The organism is Pseudomonas songnenensis (assembly GCF_003696315.1).
GTDB lineage: Bacteria > Pseudomonadota > Gammaproteobacteria > Pseudomonadales > Pseudomonadaceae > Stutzerimonas > Stutzerimonas songnenensis.
Genome location: NZ_RFFN01000002.1, coordinates 340813 through 354257, shown reverse-complemented (window position 1 = coordinate 354257; position 13445 = coordinate 340813). Strand labels below are relative to the sequence as shown.

Genomic DNA, 13445 nt, shown 5'->3' with positions numbered 1-13445 from the left:
ACCATGTTCAACCGACGTGTTGTCGTTTCAACCAGCGTCGCCCTTGGTGCGGCGCTGCTCCTTGGCGGCTGCGCCAACCACTTGCCGCAACGCAGCGAGCATGAGGCGCGCACCGAGCGCAAGCTGCTCGACCATAGCCTGCGCATCGAGCTAGGTGAGCCCCAGGTACTGGAGCTGCCGCAACGGCGCATCCGTGTACAGGAGCAGAAGACCTTCGAAGTCACTGACTTCGAGGTCACGCGCCGTTACGACCGCTATACACCCTACCAACCTTGGCGCGAGCTGTACGAAATACCCATGGGTATCGTCGCAGTAGTCGCCGGGGTAGGTGCCAACGTGCTCAACGTGGTGATGCTCGGCAACGTTCCAGAACGCGCCACCCGCGGCTGGATCAGCTACGGGTTCGCCGGCATCAACCCGTTCATGAACGTCGAGTCGAATGGGCGCTCGCAACAGAATCTGGCCAGTCTCAATGAGCAGCGCCGGGATGCGCGGCTCGAGTACACCAGCCTGCCTTGGGCCGAGCGGCCGGTGACAGTCATTGCCGGGTCGGACACCCACGAACTGTCCACCGATCGCCACGGCGTTCTGCGGCTGAACCTGCTGGACGGTCCTTTCGCCGATCAGGATGTTGCCCAGATCGGCAAGCTGCAGTTGTCGGTCGAAGACAGCCAGGACGGCACCCGAGCGGATGCGACTCTGCTGGTCAGCCATAAGCTGCGCGGTAAGCTGCAGGAAGCGCATGACCTGATTTTCGACGATCTCGAGGGCGACGATGTTGCGCAGTGGGTGCACCGCGTCCGGCGCCTGTCTGAATTGGGTCTGGAAGAGGAAGCAAGTGAGCTTGAGCAGAGCCTGATCGAGTTGACGCGCAACGACCCGGAGCTGCAGCAACAGTTTCTGCAAAGCCTGATCGAAGGCAGCAGCGGAAACTGAGACCAATGAAGACGCCCGCTCTTCTGCTCGCATTGCTGCTTGCGCATGCCCTGCCGGCAACCGCCAACATCCGCCAGGCTCCAGAGCCAGAACTGCGCGATCTCATGCAGCGGACCGTGGCAGAAGCGGACAGTTTTCAGGATCGCTTCGATGCGGAAGTCTGGCTGGTAGACATGTCCGGGCGACTCAAGCGCTATGTGCCGGATGCCGAGGAGCGGCTGTCGATTCTCCGACTGGTGCATCGCGAGGCAAGCAAGGCGGGCCTGAAGCCCGAACTGGTGCTGGCGTTGATTCATGCCGAGAGCCTGTTCGACCGCTTCGCCATTTCCAGTGTCGGGGCCCAAGGCATGATGCAGGTCATGCCTTTCTGGAAAGCCGAACTAGGACGGCCGCAGGATAACCTTACCGACAACGCCACCAATCTTCGCTATGGCTGCACCATCCTCAGTTATTACCTGAAGAAGGAAAACGGCGACATCAATCGAGCACTGGCGCGCTATAACGGAAGCCTGGGGAAAAACCGCTACCCCGCCAAGGTGATCGGGTTCTGGCAGGACTTCTGGTACGTCAAACCATGACGCGCCCGCGCTACTCGCCTCTCAGCCTCGCCAGGTGCGCGAGTACGCCAGCGGCGCTTTGCTCGCCTATCAGACGCTCTCGGACCACGCCTTTATCGTCGACAAGGTAGGTCACCGGCAGCACTTCGCTGCGTGACAATTTCAGCCGCTCGGCAGGGTCGTCGCTGAGCACGCGAAAGCGAATCCCCAGCGCCTCGGCCGCTTCGGCAAGCTCCTCACCCCGCAGCTCGTCGAAGTTGACCCCGAGCACCTCCAGATTGTGCTCAGCCATTGCCAGGGCATTAAGCTCTGGTATCTCGGTACGGCACGGCCCGCACCATTCGGCCCAGTAGTTGATCAACAACCATTTTCCCTGCAAATGCGCAACGGTGATCTCCTGCCCGTGCTGATCGACGCCCCAATCCTTTTCGCAGGCGGAGATCAACAGGCAGGCAAGAAGGAGCAAGGATGCGGCAAAAGGTCTGGTCATGAGGAGGAGTTCTCTTACGTATGCACCCGAAGGATACAGCGTCCAGGCGCGAGAGGCAGCCGACGGACCGCAACCTGACACCACAGCAAGTGGCGCCAAGTAACCGTCGCGTTTTTGCCGTTCTGCGATTTTGGTCACGCACCCCGGCGCTCAAGTGCACAGTTTTGCCCGACTAGCGCTGCCTATAATTCCGCACCTTCACCGTCTGCCAAGTAGCGAAACCATGCCTCAACTTCACGACAAACTGATCGGAACAGTTCCCTCGCGGATCGTCGAAAAAGCCGCTATTGCCCTCACCACGTATGACGGTCGCGTCGCCGAATTCAATGTTGCGAGCTGGCTGCAGTTACAAGGACGCGCAGGGCTGGCGGTGTCGCTTGTCGCCAAGTATCGCGACGGCCAGCAGCAGCGAGAAGCGGCCGTCGATCACGGGCGAACCGATGGTGCAGGGAAGATACTGTTATCAGGGGTTGCGCGTCTGCCGGTTCGTCACAAGATCGAGGACCTGCAGATCCACCTGCGACCGACTTCAGCGGTGGCAGCGGTTACGGTCGAAGAGCTGTTCGTCCATCCGGTCGAGCCTGTCGCCGCAGAAATGAAAGCCGTGCAGGCCTGAAATCAGCCGCTGACCTTCTGCGGCTCAATCAGTGGGGCTCCTGATACATCTGGTATAGCGCTCAGTTGCGTGCGAGACCGATCCACGAGTGACTCGGGCCAATGCGTAAAGCGCAGACCGGTCAGGCGGTTCAATGCTTCGAGCGCCGCGCCTGGCGCTCGCTGATGCAGATATAGAATTGTGCTGCGCTTGCCGTTCATCACGCGTTCCTCTCAGCCACCGAAGCAATAGCCAAAAGCGTGCCATTGCGCGAACGGACGCCGGCGCGCCGGGTATCCGCACCCTTGCGAGTCTCGTGGAGGTGGCCGTTGAGAATGATGCTCGCGCAATCACTCCCTTACTGACGTTTTTTGTCACCGCCGGCTTGCAACCAGTCCGCGAGACTGCCACCGAACAGATTGGCCTGCTCCTGCTGCAGCAGTTCGAGAGATCGGCGCAGTGTTGGATACCAGGGTTCGTCGAGTTGCTCGGGTAACTCGACGCGCGCCGACAAAGGCCAAGGATTGCAGCGCAGCAGCTGGTCCAGGCTGTAATGGTTCAAGTCACGACAGAGCACCCAGCCGCCCGATCCGGTCCGGCAGACCAGTTGCTCCTGTTCGAAAAATCCGAGTATGTCGTCCCACTCATCTTCCGGCAGGCGCAAACCAGCTTTGTGCACATCGCGCAGATGCATCTCACGTCCGTCTTGCTGGCGCTGATACAGGTTGCGCAGGAGCATCAGCATCACCAGCAAACGCGGCAGCGGACGTCGTCGCCATTGCTGAGAGGAGGAAAGGCCGCATACCAGCTCCGCACCGAAGAGCACGATCATCCAGGACAGGTAGACCCACAACAGGAACAACGGAACGGCAGCGAAGGCGCCGTAGATAAGCTGATAGCTGGGGAAATAACTGACATACACACCGAACAGCTGCTTCGCGGCCTCGAACAGCACGGCAGTGAAAACGCCACCGGCAAGCGCATGGCGCAGCGGAACACGGGTATTGGGCACAGCCGCGTAGATCAGCGTGAAGGCCGCCACGCTGAGCAGCAAGGGCATCACCTTTATCAGCGTACCAACACCGATCAGCGCGTATGGCCCTGAGATCAGCGAGAGCGAGGCGATATAGGTACTGGTAGCAAACCCCGCGCCCAGCAGCAGCGGCCCCAGACTGAGAATTGCCCAGTACAGCAGGAAGCTCGACACACCCCTACGCGGCTGGCGAACGCGCCAGATAGTGTTGAATGCCTTCTCGATAGTCAGCAGCATCATCAACGCAGTGGCCATGAGGAAGCCGACACCGAACCAGGTGAGCTGTCGCGCCTGGCTGGTAAAGGCCAGCAGATATTCCTGGATCGTTGCACCGGTGGACGGAATGAAATTGTTGAAGATGTAGAACTGGATCTGCTCGCCGACCCCCTTGAACGCGGGAATCGCCGACAGCATGGCGAAGGTAACGGTCATCATCGGCACTACGGCGAACAGCGTGGTGTAGGTCAAGGCCGCTGCGCTGTGAGGCCCTTGGTCAGCCAGGAAACGCCTGACGAGAAAGCGGCCGAATTCAAGCATGTTGTCGATGCGCTGATGCATCCCCTCTCCTTTCAGGACTGCCTTTGGCCACTGGCTCGACAGCTCTCACGATCTAAAGAACCCGGACCGGGCGCAGGCACGAATCACCACAGCAGCTCATTTCGGCCAGTGCCCCGATGAGGGTTAGAATGGCCACCTCATCCGGCGAGACGCAACTACAAATGACCGAACTTACCCTCTACCACAATCCTCGCTGCTCGAAATCACGCGGGGCGCTGGAACTGCTCGAAGCCCGTGGCCTGGCGCCTGAAATCGTGCGTTATCTGGAAACACCTCCTAGCGCGGCAGAGCTCTGCGCCCTGCTGGATAAGCTGGGGCTCACCGCCAGGCAACTACTGCGCACCGGTGAAGAAGAGTACAAGGGCCTCAACCTGGCCAATCCCGAGCTCAGCGAAGCCGAGCTCATCGACGCCATGATCGAACACCCACGCCTGATCGAACGCCCGATCCTCATCGCGGGGAACAAGGCGATCATCGGTCGGCCACCGGAGAAAGTGCTGGAGATCCTGCCGTGAGCACGCCCTATATCCTTGTGTTGTATTACAGCCGCCACGGCGCCACAGCGGAAATGGCCCGGCAGATCGCCCGCGGCGTGGAAATGGCGGGACTGGAAGCGCGTCTGCGCACTGTCCCCACCGTCTCCGCCGAATGCGAAGCGGTTGCGCCGTCCATTCCGGACTCCGGTGCTCTGTATGCGACCCTCGAAGACCTTAAGAATTGCGCCGGCCTCGCGCTTGGCAGTCCGACTCGCTTCGGCAACATGGCCGCGCCTATGAAATACTTTCTCGACGGCACCAGCAGCCTGTGGCTGACCGGCGAACTGGTCGGCAAACCGGCCGGCGTGTTCACGTCGACCTCCAGCCTGCACGGCGGCCAGGAAAGCACCCTGCTGTCGATGCTGCTGCCGCTGCTGCATCACGGCATGCTGGTACTCGGCCTGCCCTATAGCGAGAACGCGCTGCTGGAAACCCATGGCGGCGGTACGCCGTACGGCCCCAGCCATCATGCCGGCGCTGACGGGAAGCGCTTGCTCGACGAACATGAAATTGCTCTGTGTCGCGCCCTTGGGCAGCGTCTGGCGCGCACCGCACAGCAGCTGGAGACATCTCGTGGCTAAGAAACGTAAACCGCTGCCCTCCCTGGACTGGCTCACTCCCCGCGTAAAAGCCAGCCGTGCGATCAGCCTGGCCAGCTTCTTCGGCCTTGCGGCGCTGTTGACCGTGTGGAACCTCGTATTCGCCGACCTGCATGGCGCGCGGACCTGGGTTGTGGTCAGCATCCAGCTCATCCCACTGCTGCTGGTCGCGCCCGGCATGATCGCCGGCAGTCCGCGCGCGCACGCCTGGCTCTGCTTTATCGTCAACCTGTACTTCATCCAGGGCGTGCTGGCAGCTATCGACCCGGCACGGATGATCTACGGCGTGCTGGAAGCAGCGATCAGCATGACGCTGTTCGTTGCGGCGCTGTTGTATACCCGCTGGAGTTACCAGTACGAGCGCAAGGCGATGGGCGAAGCCTGAGAGCGCACTCGATGGGAGCGCAGCGGCGCTCCCATCGCAGCCGGTCGACTACCAGCCGAGCGTTTCCTTGAGAAAGGGAATGGTCAGCTTACGCTGTGCCTGCAGCGACGCCTGATCTAACTGATCGAGCAGCTCGAACAGCGCATTCATACTGCGCGAGCCGCGAGTCAGGATGAAGCGGCCTACGTCATCCGGCAGATTCAGCCCCCGGCGTGAAGCACGCAGTTGCAGGGCTCGCAATTTGTCCTCATCGGACAGCTGCTGCAGCTGGAACACCAGAGCCAGGCTCAGGCGCGACTTGAGGTCAGGCAACTTGACTGGCAATTCCCGCGGCGAACCATTGGCAGCCAGCAGCAGCCGTCTACCGGCGTCGCGCAGACGGTTGAACAGGTGGAACAGCGCCTCTTCCCAAACCGCATCTCCCGCTACCGCATCGAGATCGTCCAGGCACACCAGTTCGCATTGCTCGAGGTTATCCAGCAGGGCCGGACCATACTCGACCACTTCGGCCAACGGCAGATAAACCGCCTGCTCGCCGCGCTCTTCCACCCGCAGGCAGGCCGCCTGCAGCAAGTGGCTGCGGCCGACACCTGCCTGCCCCCAGAGATAGATCAGCTCATCGGACCAGCCGGCGGCCGGCGAGCACAGCCGTTCCACATAGCCGAGCGCCGCGGCATTGGCGCCCGGATAGAAGTTGGCAAAGGTGGCGTCGTCACGCAGACGGACGCCGAGGGGAAGCTGGATGGGTTTCATGGCTGGCTGGGTGGTTCGGCCGGTGCACCGGCGGGCTCGGCGTAAAGGTCCGAGAGTTTATAGAGATCGTGAACATGGCGCAGCAGAACCATGATCACGGCCGCCACCGGGAGCGCCAGCAGAACGCCGGTAAAGCCGAAAAGCTGCCCTCCGGCGAGCACGGCGAAAATCACCGCAACCGGGTGCAGTCCGATTCGATCGCCCACCAGCAGCGGCGTCAGCAGCATGCCTTCGAGCATCTGCCCGACGGTGAATACTGCCGCCACACCCAGCAGCGGATAAGGCGCCAGCCCGAACTGGAACAGCACAGCCACTACGGCCGCGCCGATCCCGACGACGAAGCCCATGTAGGGCACGATGCTGGCAAGCCCAGCGAGCACCCCGATCAGCAGCCCAAGTTCGAGCCCTACCAGCATAAGACCGGAGGCATAGATGATGGCCAGCGCCAGCATCACCAACAGCTGACCACGCAGGAATGCGCCGATCACCTCATGGCATTCACTCATCAGCCGCACGACCATGCCCTCACGCTTGCGCGGCAGCAGGCTGCGCAGCTTGAGCATGATCAGATCCCAGTCGCGCAGCAGGTAGAAACTGACCACCGGAATGAGCAGCAGATTACCGATCCAGGCGAGCAGTGCCAGGCTGGACGCCGTGGCCCGACTCAGGATTATGCCGAGCACATCGGTGGTGCTGCCCAGATGGGCGGAGAAAGCGGCCTTGAGCTGGTCGAGACGCCAGAAGTTCTCCTCCAGACCAAACTGCAGCTGCACCCACGGCAATGCTTGGTGCTGCAACCAGTCGAGGGTCAGCGGCGCCAGTTGGTAGAGCCTCACCAGCTGCTTTCCCAGCATGGGCAGCAGGACCAAGAGCATCAGCAACATCAGCAGACTGAACAGAGCGAATACCGCGATCACCCCCCAGGTCCGGGAGAGCCCCCAGCGCTCCAGACGATCGACCAGCGGGTCGCCCAGATAGGCGAGCAGGATGCCGATCAGAAACGGCGTAAGGATTGGCGTAAGCAGGTAGACCAGCCAGGCGCATAGCAGCAGGCCCGCCAGCCACAGCCAACGGTTCGAATCATTCATGGTCATGCTCTATGCCTTCCCTGCAGGACAATCACAAAAGCGCTGAAGTATGGACTGCTTTACTACCAGCGAAAACGCAGCACTGTACCGCCCTGAGGCGCCGCTGGCGCGGCTGCCTCATCGCCTGGCTCAACCATGGGCTGACTCGCATCCAGCGGCAGCTCGTCCTCGGGAACTTCGTGCAGGCGTGCCAACGACAACTGCGCGCGCAGCTGCTCCGGGCTGGCGTTGACCCGATAGACCAGACGATCGCTCTCCACCCGTAACAGGCTGCCACCGAACGGCTCCAGCAACCGATCCAGCTCGGCAAAGCGCGCAACGTCGGCTCCGATGATTTCCACGGTGAGATCCGACGCAGCCCCCGGGGCAACCACATAGCGCGGCGCCAGATACTGACTGACCGCCAGCAGCACCGCATCAGCCAGCCCCTCGAGCGAATCGGCCTTGGCCTTGCCGTCGCGCTCCTCGTCATCGAGCCAGACCTTCCATACCCCCTGCCAGGCGGAGTCGGCCTCGCGGGCATGGACGGCCAGCAGCACATCGGCGTCATAACGCTCCGAGGCATCGCCCAATGTCTGACGGCTATTCGCACCGAACGCGTCCGGCGTGGCCAGCAGCTGCTCGGAAAGGTCGGCCAGTGGCAGACGGACCGGCAGACCACGATGCTGCGCTGCAGAGCGCAATGGTGCTGCACCGTCCTGCCCGTCGCCCAGGAGCTGGGTGCCCTCGACACGCTCGTTCAACCACCAGACCAGAAGCGTCGGCCGATTGGAGCCCCACAGTGACACGCCGGCACGCCGCAGGCTTCGCTCGGTCGTACCCGGATCGAAGTCCACAACTATATGCTCGCCCTCATAGCCATATTTGCTGATCAGTTGTTGCGGATCATCCCGTAGCGCAGCAACTTCCTGACGCTTGGCCACCTGCGCGTCGCCGGTCAGCCTGAGCAACAACGTATCGAAGGCACGCTGCAATGCCGCAGCGCGCTCCTCGGCCTGTTGGCCAGAAACCGGCTCGCGCACCTGGTACAGGCCTCTGAGCTGTTCGGCCTGGCTGGGCAAGGCCGCGCCCAGCGCAACGCACAGGACGATTAGGCGATAGATAACGCGCATGATTGTTTCTCGCAGGCCACCAGGGCAGGAAGTAAGGGAAAAGACGACACCACACCTTAAACAGCCGTCCCAGACGCGGCAACCGTCGACCGCACAGTTGCGCAAGCAGACAACGGCCGAACCCCCATTGCGTCACCGCTATCGGGATGGCCGCTGTGCGGCAAGCCTGATAAAATCGCGCGCTTTCCGCAGACCGGTTCCGGTGCTCCTCGAGCCCGGTATCCAGCGCCTGTGGCAAACGCGGCGCAGGGGTGCAAGCCCTGCGCTCAATCGGCCGTTCTGGTGGCAACACCAAAATGCCCGAATCGTTTGCAAGGCCTGAATGCAACAACCGACCGGTCGACACCCGCACTCCTTTTACAGGTCCGGACTCTATGAGCAAGCAACCCTCCCTCAGCTACAAGGACGCAGGCGTCGACATCGATGCAGGCGAAGCGCTGGTCGAGCGCATCAAAGGCGTGGCCAAGCGCACCGCTCGACCTGAGGTTATGGGCGGCCTGGGCGGCTTCGGTGCCCTGTGCGAAATCCCGGCGGGCTACAAGCAGCCCGTGCTGGTCTCAGGCACTGACGGCGTCGGCACCAAGCTGCGTCTGGCGCTGAACCTGAACAAGCACGACAGCATCGGCCAGGACCTGGTCGCCATGTGCGTCAACGACCTGGTGGTCTGCGGCGCCGAGCCGCTGTTCTTCCTCGACTACTACGCCACCGGCAAGCTCAACGTGGACGTGGCCGCCACCGTGGTCACAGGCATCGGCGCCGGTTGCGAACTGGCTGGCTGCTCGCTGGTGGGCGGCGAAACCGCCGAGATGCCGGGCATGTACGAGGGCGAGGACTACGACCTGGCCGGTTTCTGCGTCGGCGTGGTGGAAAAGGCCGAGATCATCGACGGCTCCAAGGTCCGGGCCGGCGACGCCCTGATCGCACTGCCCTCTTCCGGCCCGCACTCCAACGGCTATTCGCTGATCCGCAAGATCATCGAAGTGTCCGGCACCGACATCGACAGCACCCAGGTCGACGGCAAGCCGCTGGCTGACTTGCTGATGGCCCCGACGCGCATCTACGTCAAGCCGCTGCTCAAGCTGATCAAGGACACCGGCGCGGTCAAGGCCATGGCGCACATCACCGGCGGCGGTCTGCTCGACAACATCCCGCGCGTTCTGCCCGACGGTGCCCAGGCAATCATCGACGTGGCCAGCTGGGCTCGCCCGGCGGTATTCGATTGGCTGCAGGAGAAAGGCAACGTCGACGAGCACGAGATGCACCGCGTGCTCAACTGCGGCGTCGGCATGGTTATCTGCATCGCTCAGGACCAGGTCGAATCCGCGCTGGCCAACCTGCGCGCGTCCGGCGAGTCGCCATGGGTCATCGGCCAGATCGCCAACGCCGCGGAAGGTGCCGAACGCGTCGTGCTGAACAATCTGAAACAGCACTGATGACCGCAGCCTGCAATGTAGTGGTGCTGATTTCAGGGTCTGGCAGCAACCTCCAGGCCCTGATCGACAGCCAGGCCGATGGCAATCCCGCATGTATTCGTGCGGTGATTGCCAACCGCGCCGATGCCTTCGGCCTGACCCGGGCGCAGGGCGCGCACATCCCCACCGCCGTACTGGATCACAAGGCGTTCGGTAGCCGCGAGGCGTTCGACGCCGCGCTGATGGAGGTGATCGACGGCTATGCGCCGGATCTGGTGATTCTGGCCGGCTTCATGCGCATCCTCACGCCTGGTTTCGTCCGTCACTACCAGGGCCGTCTGCTGAACATTCATCCGTCGCTACTGCCCAAATACAAGGGCCTCGACACCCATCGAAGGGCACTCGAGGCGGGCGATAGCGAACACGGCTGCAGCGTGCATTTCGTCACCGAGGAGCTGGACGGCGGCCCGGTCGCCATCCAGGCCACCCTACAGGTCAATTCAGGCGACGACATCGAAAGCCTGACTCAGCGGGTACATGCAGCAGAACATCAGATCTATCCGCTGGCCATGCGCTGGTTCGCCGAGGGGCGCTTGCGCCTTGCCGAACAAGGCGCGATGCTGGATGGCGTCACCCTGCCGGCCGCCGGCTATCAGATCAGAATCTAGGAGATAACATGCGTCGCGCCTTGCTGCTTGCTCTCGCCGTGCTGGCCCTGCCGGTCCAAGCTCTGGAGCTCAAGCCCTTCTCCGCAACCTATACCGCAGACTGGAAACAGGTGCCGGTCAGCGGCACCGCTCAGCGCAGCCTCGAGCAACTGGATGACAAAAGCTGGCGACTGGATTTCGACGCATCCATGCTGGTCGCCAGCCTCAACGAACGCAGCACCTTCCGTACCGAGGGCGATACCTTTCTGCCGCTGAGCTATCGCCTCAAGCGCAGCGGTCTGGGTAAGGGAAAGCGTGTCGAGCATCGTTTCGACTGGGACAACAAGCAGGTCGAAGGCAGTGATCGTGGCGATCCGGTGAAGCTACCGCTGCATCGCGGACTGTTGGACAAGTCCACCTACCAGTTGGCCCTGCAGCACGAAGTGGCGGCAGGCAAGAAAAGCATGAGCTACCAGGTCGTCGATGGCGACGAAATCGAGACCTACGATTTCCGCGTACTTGGCGAAGAGAAGGTCAGCACCAAGGCCGGTCAGGTCGATGCGATCAAGGTCGAGCGCGTGCGTGATCCGACCCAGAGCAAGCGCGAAACCATCCTCTGGTTCGCCAAGGACTGGGACTTTCTGCTGGTTCGCCTGCATCAGGTGGAAACCGACGGCAAGGAATACCAGATCATGCTCGAAGAAGGCCGCGTCGGTGGCAAGGCTGTAAAAGGCAACTGAATCATCTATGCGGCAGCCGCAGGGCTGCCGCTCCTTCGAAACATGCCGGGCCTCCTGAATGATCCCTTCCCGCCTACTATTGGCCGCACTGCTCCTGCCCCTCGCGGGTTGCCAGTCCTTTTTCGCTGATCGCCCCCCGGCACAACCGGCAACCGAGCGCCTGCAAGGCGAGGTTCGGCAGATCAATGGTCAGCTGCACCTGCAGGGCTGCCAGGGGCAACGGACACTGGCGCTGCTGGACGGAAAAACGGGACTTCAGGAAGAAGCGCAGGCGCTGATGATCCATGAGCAGGACCGACTGTTCGCCGACTTGCGTGGGGTCCTCAGCCAGGCGAAGCCGGGCGGTGATGGCCAGCTCTCTCTCACTCGCCTCTACCGGCTGCAGCGAGAAGGTCATGGCTGCAACGAGGACAACTTCAAGCAGCTGATCCTTCGCGCCAGCGGACATGAGCCCGGCTGGATGGTCACAGTGACCACGCGCGGCATGTTGCTGGTGCGCCAAGGGGAGTCACCCATTGCTCTGCCCTATCTTGAGGAGCAATTGCCTGGCGGCCAGCTCAGTTTTACCAGTGAGGCCAATGAGCATCGACTCGACCTCTGGGTTGCACCGCAGCGCTGCGTCGACAGTGCCAGCGGCACCGTCAGCCACCTGAGCGCCGAACTTCGCCTGGATGGCCAGACTCTCCGCGGCTGCGCCTACTATGGCGGCGGACGCGACGACTGAAACAACGAATGCGGGGCGTTCGCCGCGCTCATCCTGAAAGAACAGCACCCATGAACAACGCCCTGAATCTGCTGCATCCCTACCCGTTCGAAAAGCTGCGCGGCCTGCTCGCAGGTGCCGAAGCCCCGACTGACAAGCGCCACATCGCGCTATCGATCGGTGAACCCAAGCATCGTTCGCCGGACTTCGTTGCCCAGGCGCTGGCAGACAATCTCGATCAGCTGGCGGTATACCCGACCACCCTCGGCATTCCTGCGTTACGTGAAACCATTGCCCGGTGGTGCGAGCGGCGCTTCAGCCTCGCGGCCGATGCCCTGGACCCTGCACGGCATGTGCTCCCGGTGAACGGTACGCGGGAAGCCTTGTTCGCGTTCACGCAGGCGGTGGTCGACCGAGAAACGGACGGCCTGGTGGTCAGTCCCAACCCGTTCTATCAGATCTACGAAGGCGCCGCGTTGCTGGCAGGCGCCACGCCGCACTATCTGCCGTGCCTGGAGCAGAATGGCTTCAACCCGGACTTCGATGCGGTGCCGGCAGAAGTCTGGCGACGCTGCCAGATCCTTTTTCTCTGCTCGCCGGGCAACCCGACCGGCGCCCTCGTACCGCTCGAAACGCTGAAGAAGCTGATCACCTTGGCCGACAAGCACGACTTCGTCATCGCCGCGGATGAGTGCTACAGCGAACTGTATTTCGACGAAGCCAATCCGCCAGCAGGCCTGCTGACCGCCTGCGCCGCGCTGGGGCGTAACGACTACAAGCGCTGCGTGGTTTTCCACAGCCTGTCCAAGCGTTCGAATCTCCCTGGACTGCGCTCGGGCTTCGTCGCCGGTGACGCCGACATTCTCAAGGCCTTCCTGCTCTACCGGACCTACCACGGCTGCGCCATGCCGGTGCAAACCCAGCTGGCAAGCATCGCCGCCTGGAATGACGAGATCCACGTGCGCGCCAACCGCGAGCTGTATCGCGCCAAATTCGATGCGGTACTTGAGATCCTCGCCCCGGTCATGGACGTGCAACGCCCGGACGGCGGCTTCTATCTCTGGCCGAAAACGCCGATGGATGACCAGCAATTCACCCGAGAGCTCTTCGCCCGCGAGCACGTCACCGTGGTGCCCGGGTCGTACCTGTCACGCGAGGTGGATGGTGCCTCACCGGGTGCCGGACGCGTGCGCATGGCGCTTGTCGCACCGCTAGCCGAGTGCATCGAAGCAGCACAGCGAATTCGCCACTTCATCGAAACGCTCTGACAGCGCACCGGGCGGTCCGGCCGCCCGGTTTGA

16 protein-coding genes are annotated in these 13445 nt (G+C 62.3%); 11 read left to right on the top strand and 5 right to left on the bottom strand.

Annotated features, from left to right (window positions below):
- Positions 1-3: 3 nt before the first annotated feature.
- Positions 4-936 carry a hypothetical protein gene (locus tag EA798_RS06045; RefSeq protein ID WP_122098390.1) on the top strand — a complete coding sequence of 311 codons (933 nt, stop codon included), beginning with the start codon at positions 4-6 and terminating at the stop codon, positions 934-936.
- A gap of 5 nt (positions 937-941) precedes the next feature.
- Positions 942-1514 (top strand): lytic transglycosylase domain-containing protein, encoded by a 573-nt coding sequence (locus tag EA798_RS06040; protein WP_122098389.1) that lies wholly within the window; start codon positions 942-944, stop codon positions 1512-1514.
- Positions 1515-1524: 10 nt separating this feature from the next.
- Here EA798_RS06040 and EA798_RS06035 read toward each other — a convergent pair whose 3' ends face one another.
- A complete protein-coding gene (locus EA798_RS06035; protein ID WP_122098388.1) occupies positions 1525-1983 on the bottom strand; it encodes a TlpA family protein disulfide reductase in 459 nt (152 codons plus the stop codon).
- Positions 1984-2206: 223 nt separating this feature from the next.
- On the opposite strand from EA798_RS06035, the gene EA798_RS06030 reads away from it, so the two are divergent.
- On the top strand, positions 2207-2599 hold the full coding sequence (locus EA798_RS06030; RefSeq protein WP_122098387.1) for a hypothetical protein: 393 nt from the start codon (positions 2207-2209) through the stop codon (positions 2597-2599).
- A 337-nt stretch (positions 2600-2936) separates the two neighbouring features.
- Here EA798_RS06030 and EA798_RS06020 read toward each other — a convergent pair whose 3' ends face one another.
- Positions 2937-4169, bottom strand: a complete 1233-nt coding sequence (locus tag EA798_RS06020) for a YihY family inner membrane protein (RefSeq protein ID WP_122098385.1) — start codon at positions 4167-4169, stop codon at positions 2937-2939.
- Positions 4170-4330: 161 nt separating this feature from the next.
- On the opposite strand from EA798_RS06020, the gene arsC reads away from it, so the two are divergent.
- From arsC to EA798_RS06005, 3 genes are read left to right on the top strand one after another with little or no spacing between them, the layout of a single operon-like run.
- A complete protein-coding gene (gene arsC, locus EA798_RS06015; RefSeq protein ID WP_122098668.1) occupies positions 4331-4684 on the top strand; it encodes an arsenate reductase (glutaredoxin) in 354 nt (117 codons plus the stop codon).
- Entirely contained in the window at positions 4681-5286 is a 606-nt protein-coding gene (gene wrbA / locus EA798_RS06010; RefSeq protein ID WP_015276343.1) for an NAD(P)H:quinone oxidoreductase, read from the top strand. The genes arsC and wrbA overlap by 4 nt, the downstream gene beginning before the upstream one ends.
- Complete coding sequence (locus tag EA798_RS06005) at positions 5279-5689, top strand: DUF2069 domain-containing protein (RefSeq protein WP_106158102.1); 411 nt, start codon at positions 5279-5281, stop codon at positions 5687-5689. Before wrbA ends, EA798_RS06005 begins: the two co-directional genes overlap by 8 nt.
- A 48-nt stretch (positions 5690-5737) precedes the next feature.
- Here the strand turns inward: EA798_RS06005 and hda are convergent, their stop codons facing one another.
- The 3 genes from hda to EA798_RS05990 are packed head-to-tail and all read right to left on the bottom strand — an operon-like array spanning position 5738 to position 8642.
- Positions 5738-6442 carry a DnaA regulatory inactivator Hda gene (gene hda / locus EA798_RS06000; RefSeq protein ID WP_015276341.1) on the bottom strand — a complete coding sequence of 235 codons (705 nt, stop codon included), beginning with the start codon at positions 6440-6442 and terminating at the stop codon, positions 5738-5740.
- Positions 6439-7536 carry an AI-2E family transporter gene (locus EA798_RS05995; RefSeq protein WP_204156814.1) on the bottom strand — a complete coding sequence of 366 codons (1098 nt, stop codon included), beginning with the start codon at positions 7534-7536 and terminating at the stop codon, positions 6439-6441. Before EA798_RS05995 ends, hda begins: the two co-directional genes overlap by 4 nt.
- A 56-nt stretch (positions 7537-7592) precedes the next feature.
- Positions 7593-8642 carry a DUF2066 domain-containing protein gene (locus tag EA798_RS05990; RefSeq protein WP_122098384.1) on the bottom strand — a complete coding sequence of 350 codons (1050 nt, stop codon included), beginning with the start codon at positions 8640-8642 and terminating at the stop codon, positions 7593-7595.
- A 374-nt stretch (positions 8643-9016) separates the two neighbouring features.
- Between EA798_RS05990 and purM the strand changes: the two genes are divergently transcribed.
- The 5 genes from purM to dapC are packed head-to-tail and all read left to right on the top strand — an operon-like array spanning position 9017 to position 13412.
- Positions 9017-10075 (top strand): phosphoribosylformylglycinamidine cyclo-ligase, encoded by a 1059-nt coding sequence (gene purM / locus EA798_RS05985; RefSeq protein WP_106158100.1) that lies wholly within the window; start codon positions 9017-9019, stop codon positions 10073-10075.
- The gene (gene purN / locus EA798_RS05980; RefSeq protein WP_106158099.1) at positions 10075-10722 is read left to right on the top strand and encodes a phosphoribosylglycinamide formyltransferase; all 648 of its coding nucleotides are present in this window, start codon (positions 10075-10077) and stop codon (positions 10720-10722) included. The genes purM and purN overlap by 1 nt, the downstream gene beginning before the upstream one ends.
- 8 nt (positions 10723-10730) lie before the next feature.
- Positions 10731-11441, top strand: a complete 711-nt coding sequence (locus tag EA798_RS05975; protein WP_106158098.1) for a DUF3108 domain-containing protein — start codon at positions 10731-10733, stop codon at positions 11439-11441.
- A 58-nt stretch (positions 11442-11499) separates the two neighbouring features.
- Positions 11500-12165: a COG3650 family protein gene (locus tag EA798_RS05970; RefSeq protein WP_122098383.1), complete on the top strand. Its 666-nt coding sequence runs from the start codon at positions 11500-11502 to the stop codon at positions 12163-12165.
- Between the two features lie 50 nt (positions 12166-12215).
- Entirely contained in the window at positions 12216-13412 is a 1197-nt protein-coding gene (dapC, locus tag EA798_RS05965) for a succinyldiaminopimelate transaminase (RefSeq protein WP_122098382.1), read from the top strand.
- Positions 13413-13445 lie beyond the last annotated feature (33 nt).

Bases quoted from the DNA above. Each gene is read 5' to 3' on its own strand.
- hda (WP_015276341.1), bottom strand. From the start codon at position 6,442: ATGAAACCCATCCAGCTTCCCCTCGGCGTCCGTCTGCGTGACGACGCC.
- EA798_RS06040 (WP_122098389.1), top strand. From the start codon at position 942: ATGAAGACGCCCGCTCTTCTGCTCGCATTGCTGCTTGCGCATGCCCTG.
- EA798_RS06020 (WP_122098385.1), bottom strand. From the start codon at position 4,169: ATGCATCAGCGCATCGACAACATGCTTGAATTCGGCCGCTTTCTCGTC.
- dapC (WP_122098382.1), top strand. From the start codon at position 12,216: ATGAACAACGCCCTGAATCTGCTGCATCCCTACCCGTTCGAAAAGCTG.
- EA798_RS05975 (WP_106158098.1), top strand. From the start codon at position 10,731: ATGCGTCGCGCCTTGCTGCTTGCTCTCGCCGTGCTGGCCCTGCCGGTC.
- EA798_RS05990 (WP_122098384.1), bottom strand. From the start codon at position 8,642: ATGCGCGTTATCTATCGCCTAATCGTCCTGTGCGTTGCGCTGGGCGCG.
- EA798_RS06030 (WP_122098387.1), top strand. From the start codon at position 2,207: ATGCCTCAACTTCACGACAAACTGATCGGAACAGTTCCCTCGCGGATC.
- arsC (WP_122098668.1), top strand. From the start codon at position 4,331: ATGACCGAACTTACCCTCTACCACAATCCTCGCTGCTCGAAATCACGC.
- purM (WP_106158100.1), top strand. From the start codon at position 9,017: ATGAGCAAGCAACCCTCCCTCAGCTACAAGGACGCAGGCGTCGACATC.
- EA798_RS05970 (WP_122098383.1), top strand. From the start codon at position 11,500: ATGATCCCTTCCCGCCTACTATTGGCCGCACTGCTCCTGCCCCTCGCG.
- EA798_RS06045 (WP_122098390.1), top strand. From the start codon at position 4: ATGTTCAACCGACGTGTTGTCGTTTCAACCAGCGTCGCCCTTGGTGCG.
- EA798_RS05995 (WP_204156814.1), bottom strand. From the start codon at position 7,536: ATGACCATGAATGATTCGAACCGTTGGCTGTGGCTGGCGGGCCTGCTG.
- purN (WP_106158099.1), top strand. From the start codon at position 10,075: ATGACCGCAGCCTGCAATGTAGTGGTGCTGATTTCAGGGTCTGGCAGC.
- EA798_RS06035 (WP_122098388.1), bottom strand. From the start codon at position 1,983: ATGACCAGACCTTTTGCCGCATCCTTGCTCCTTCTTGCCTGCCTGTTG.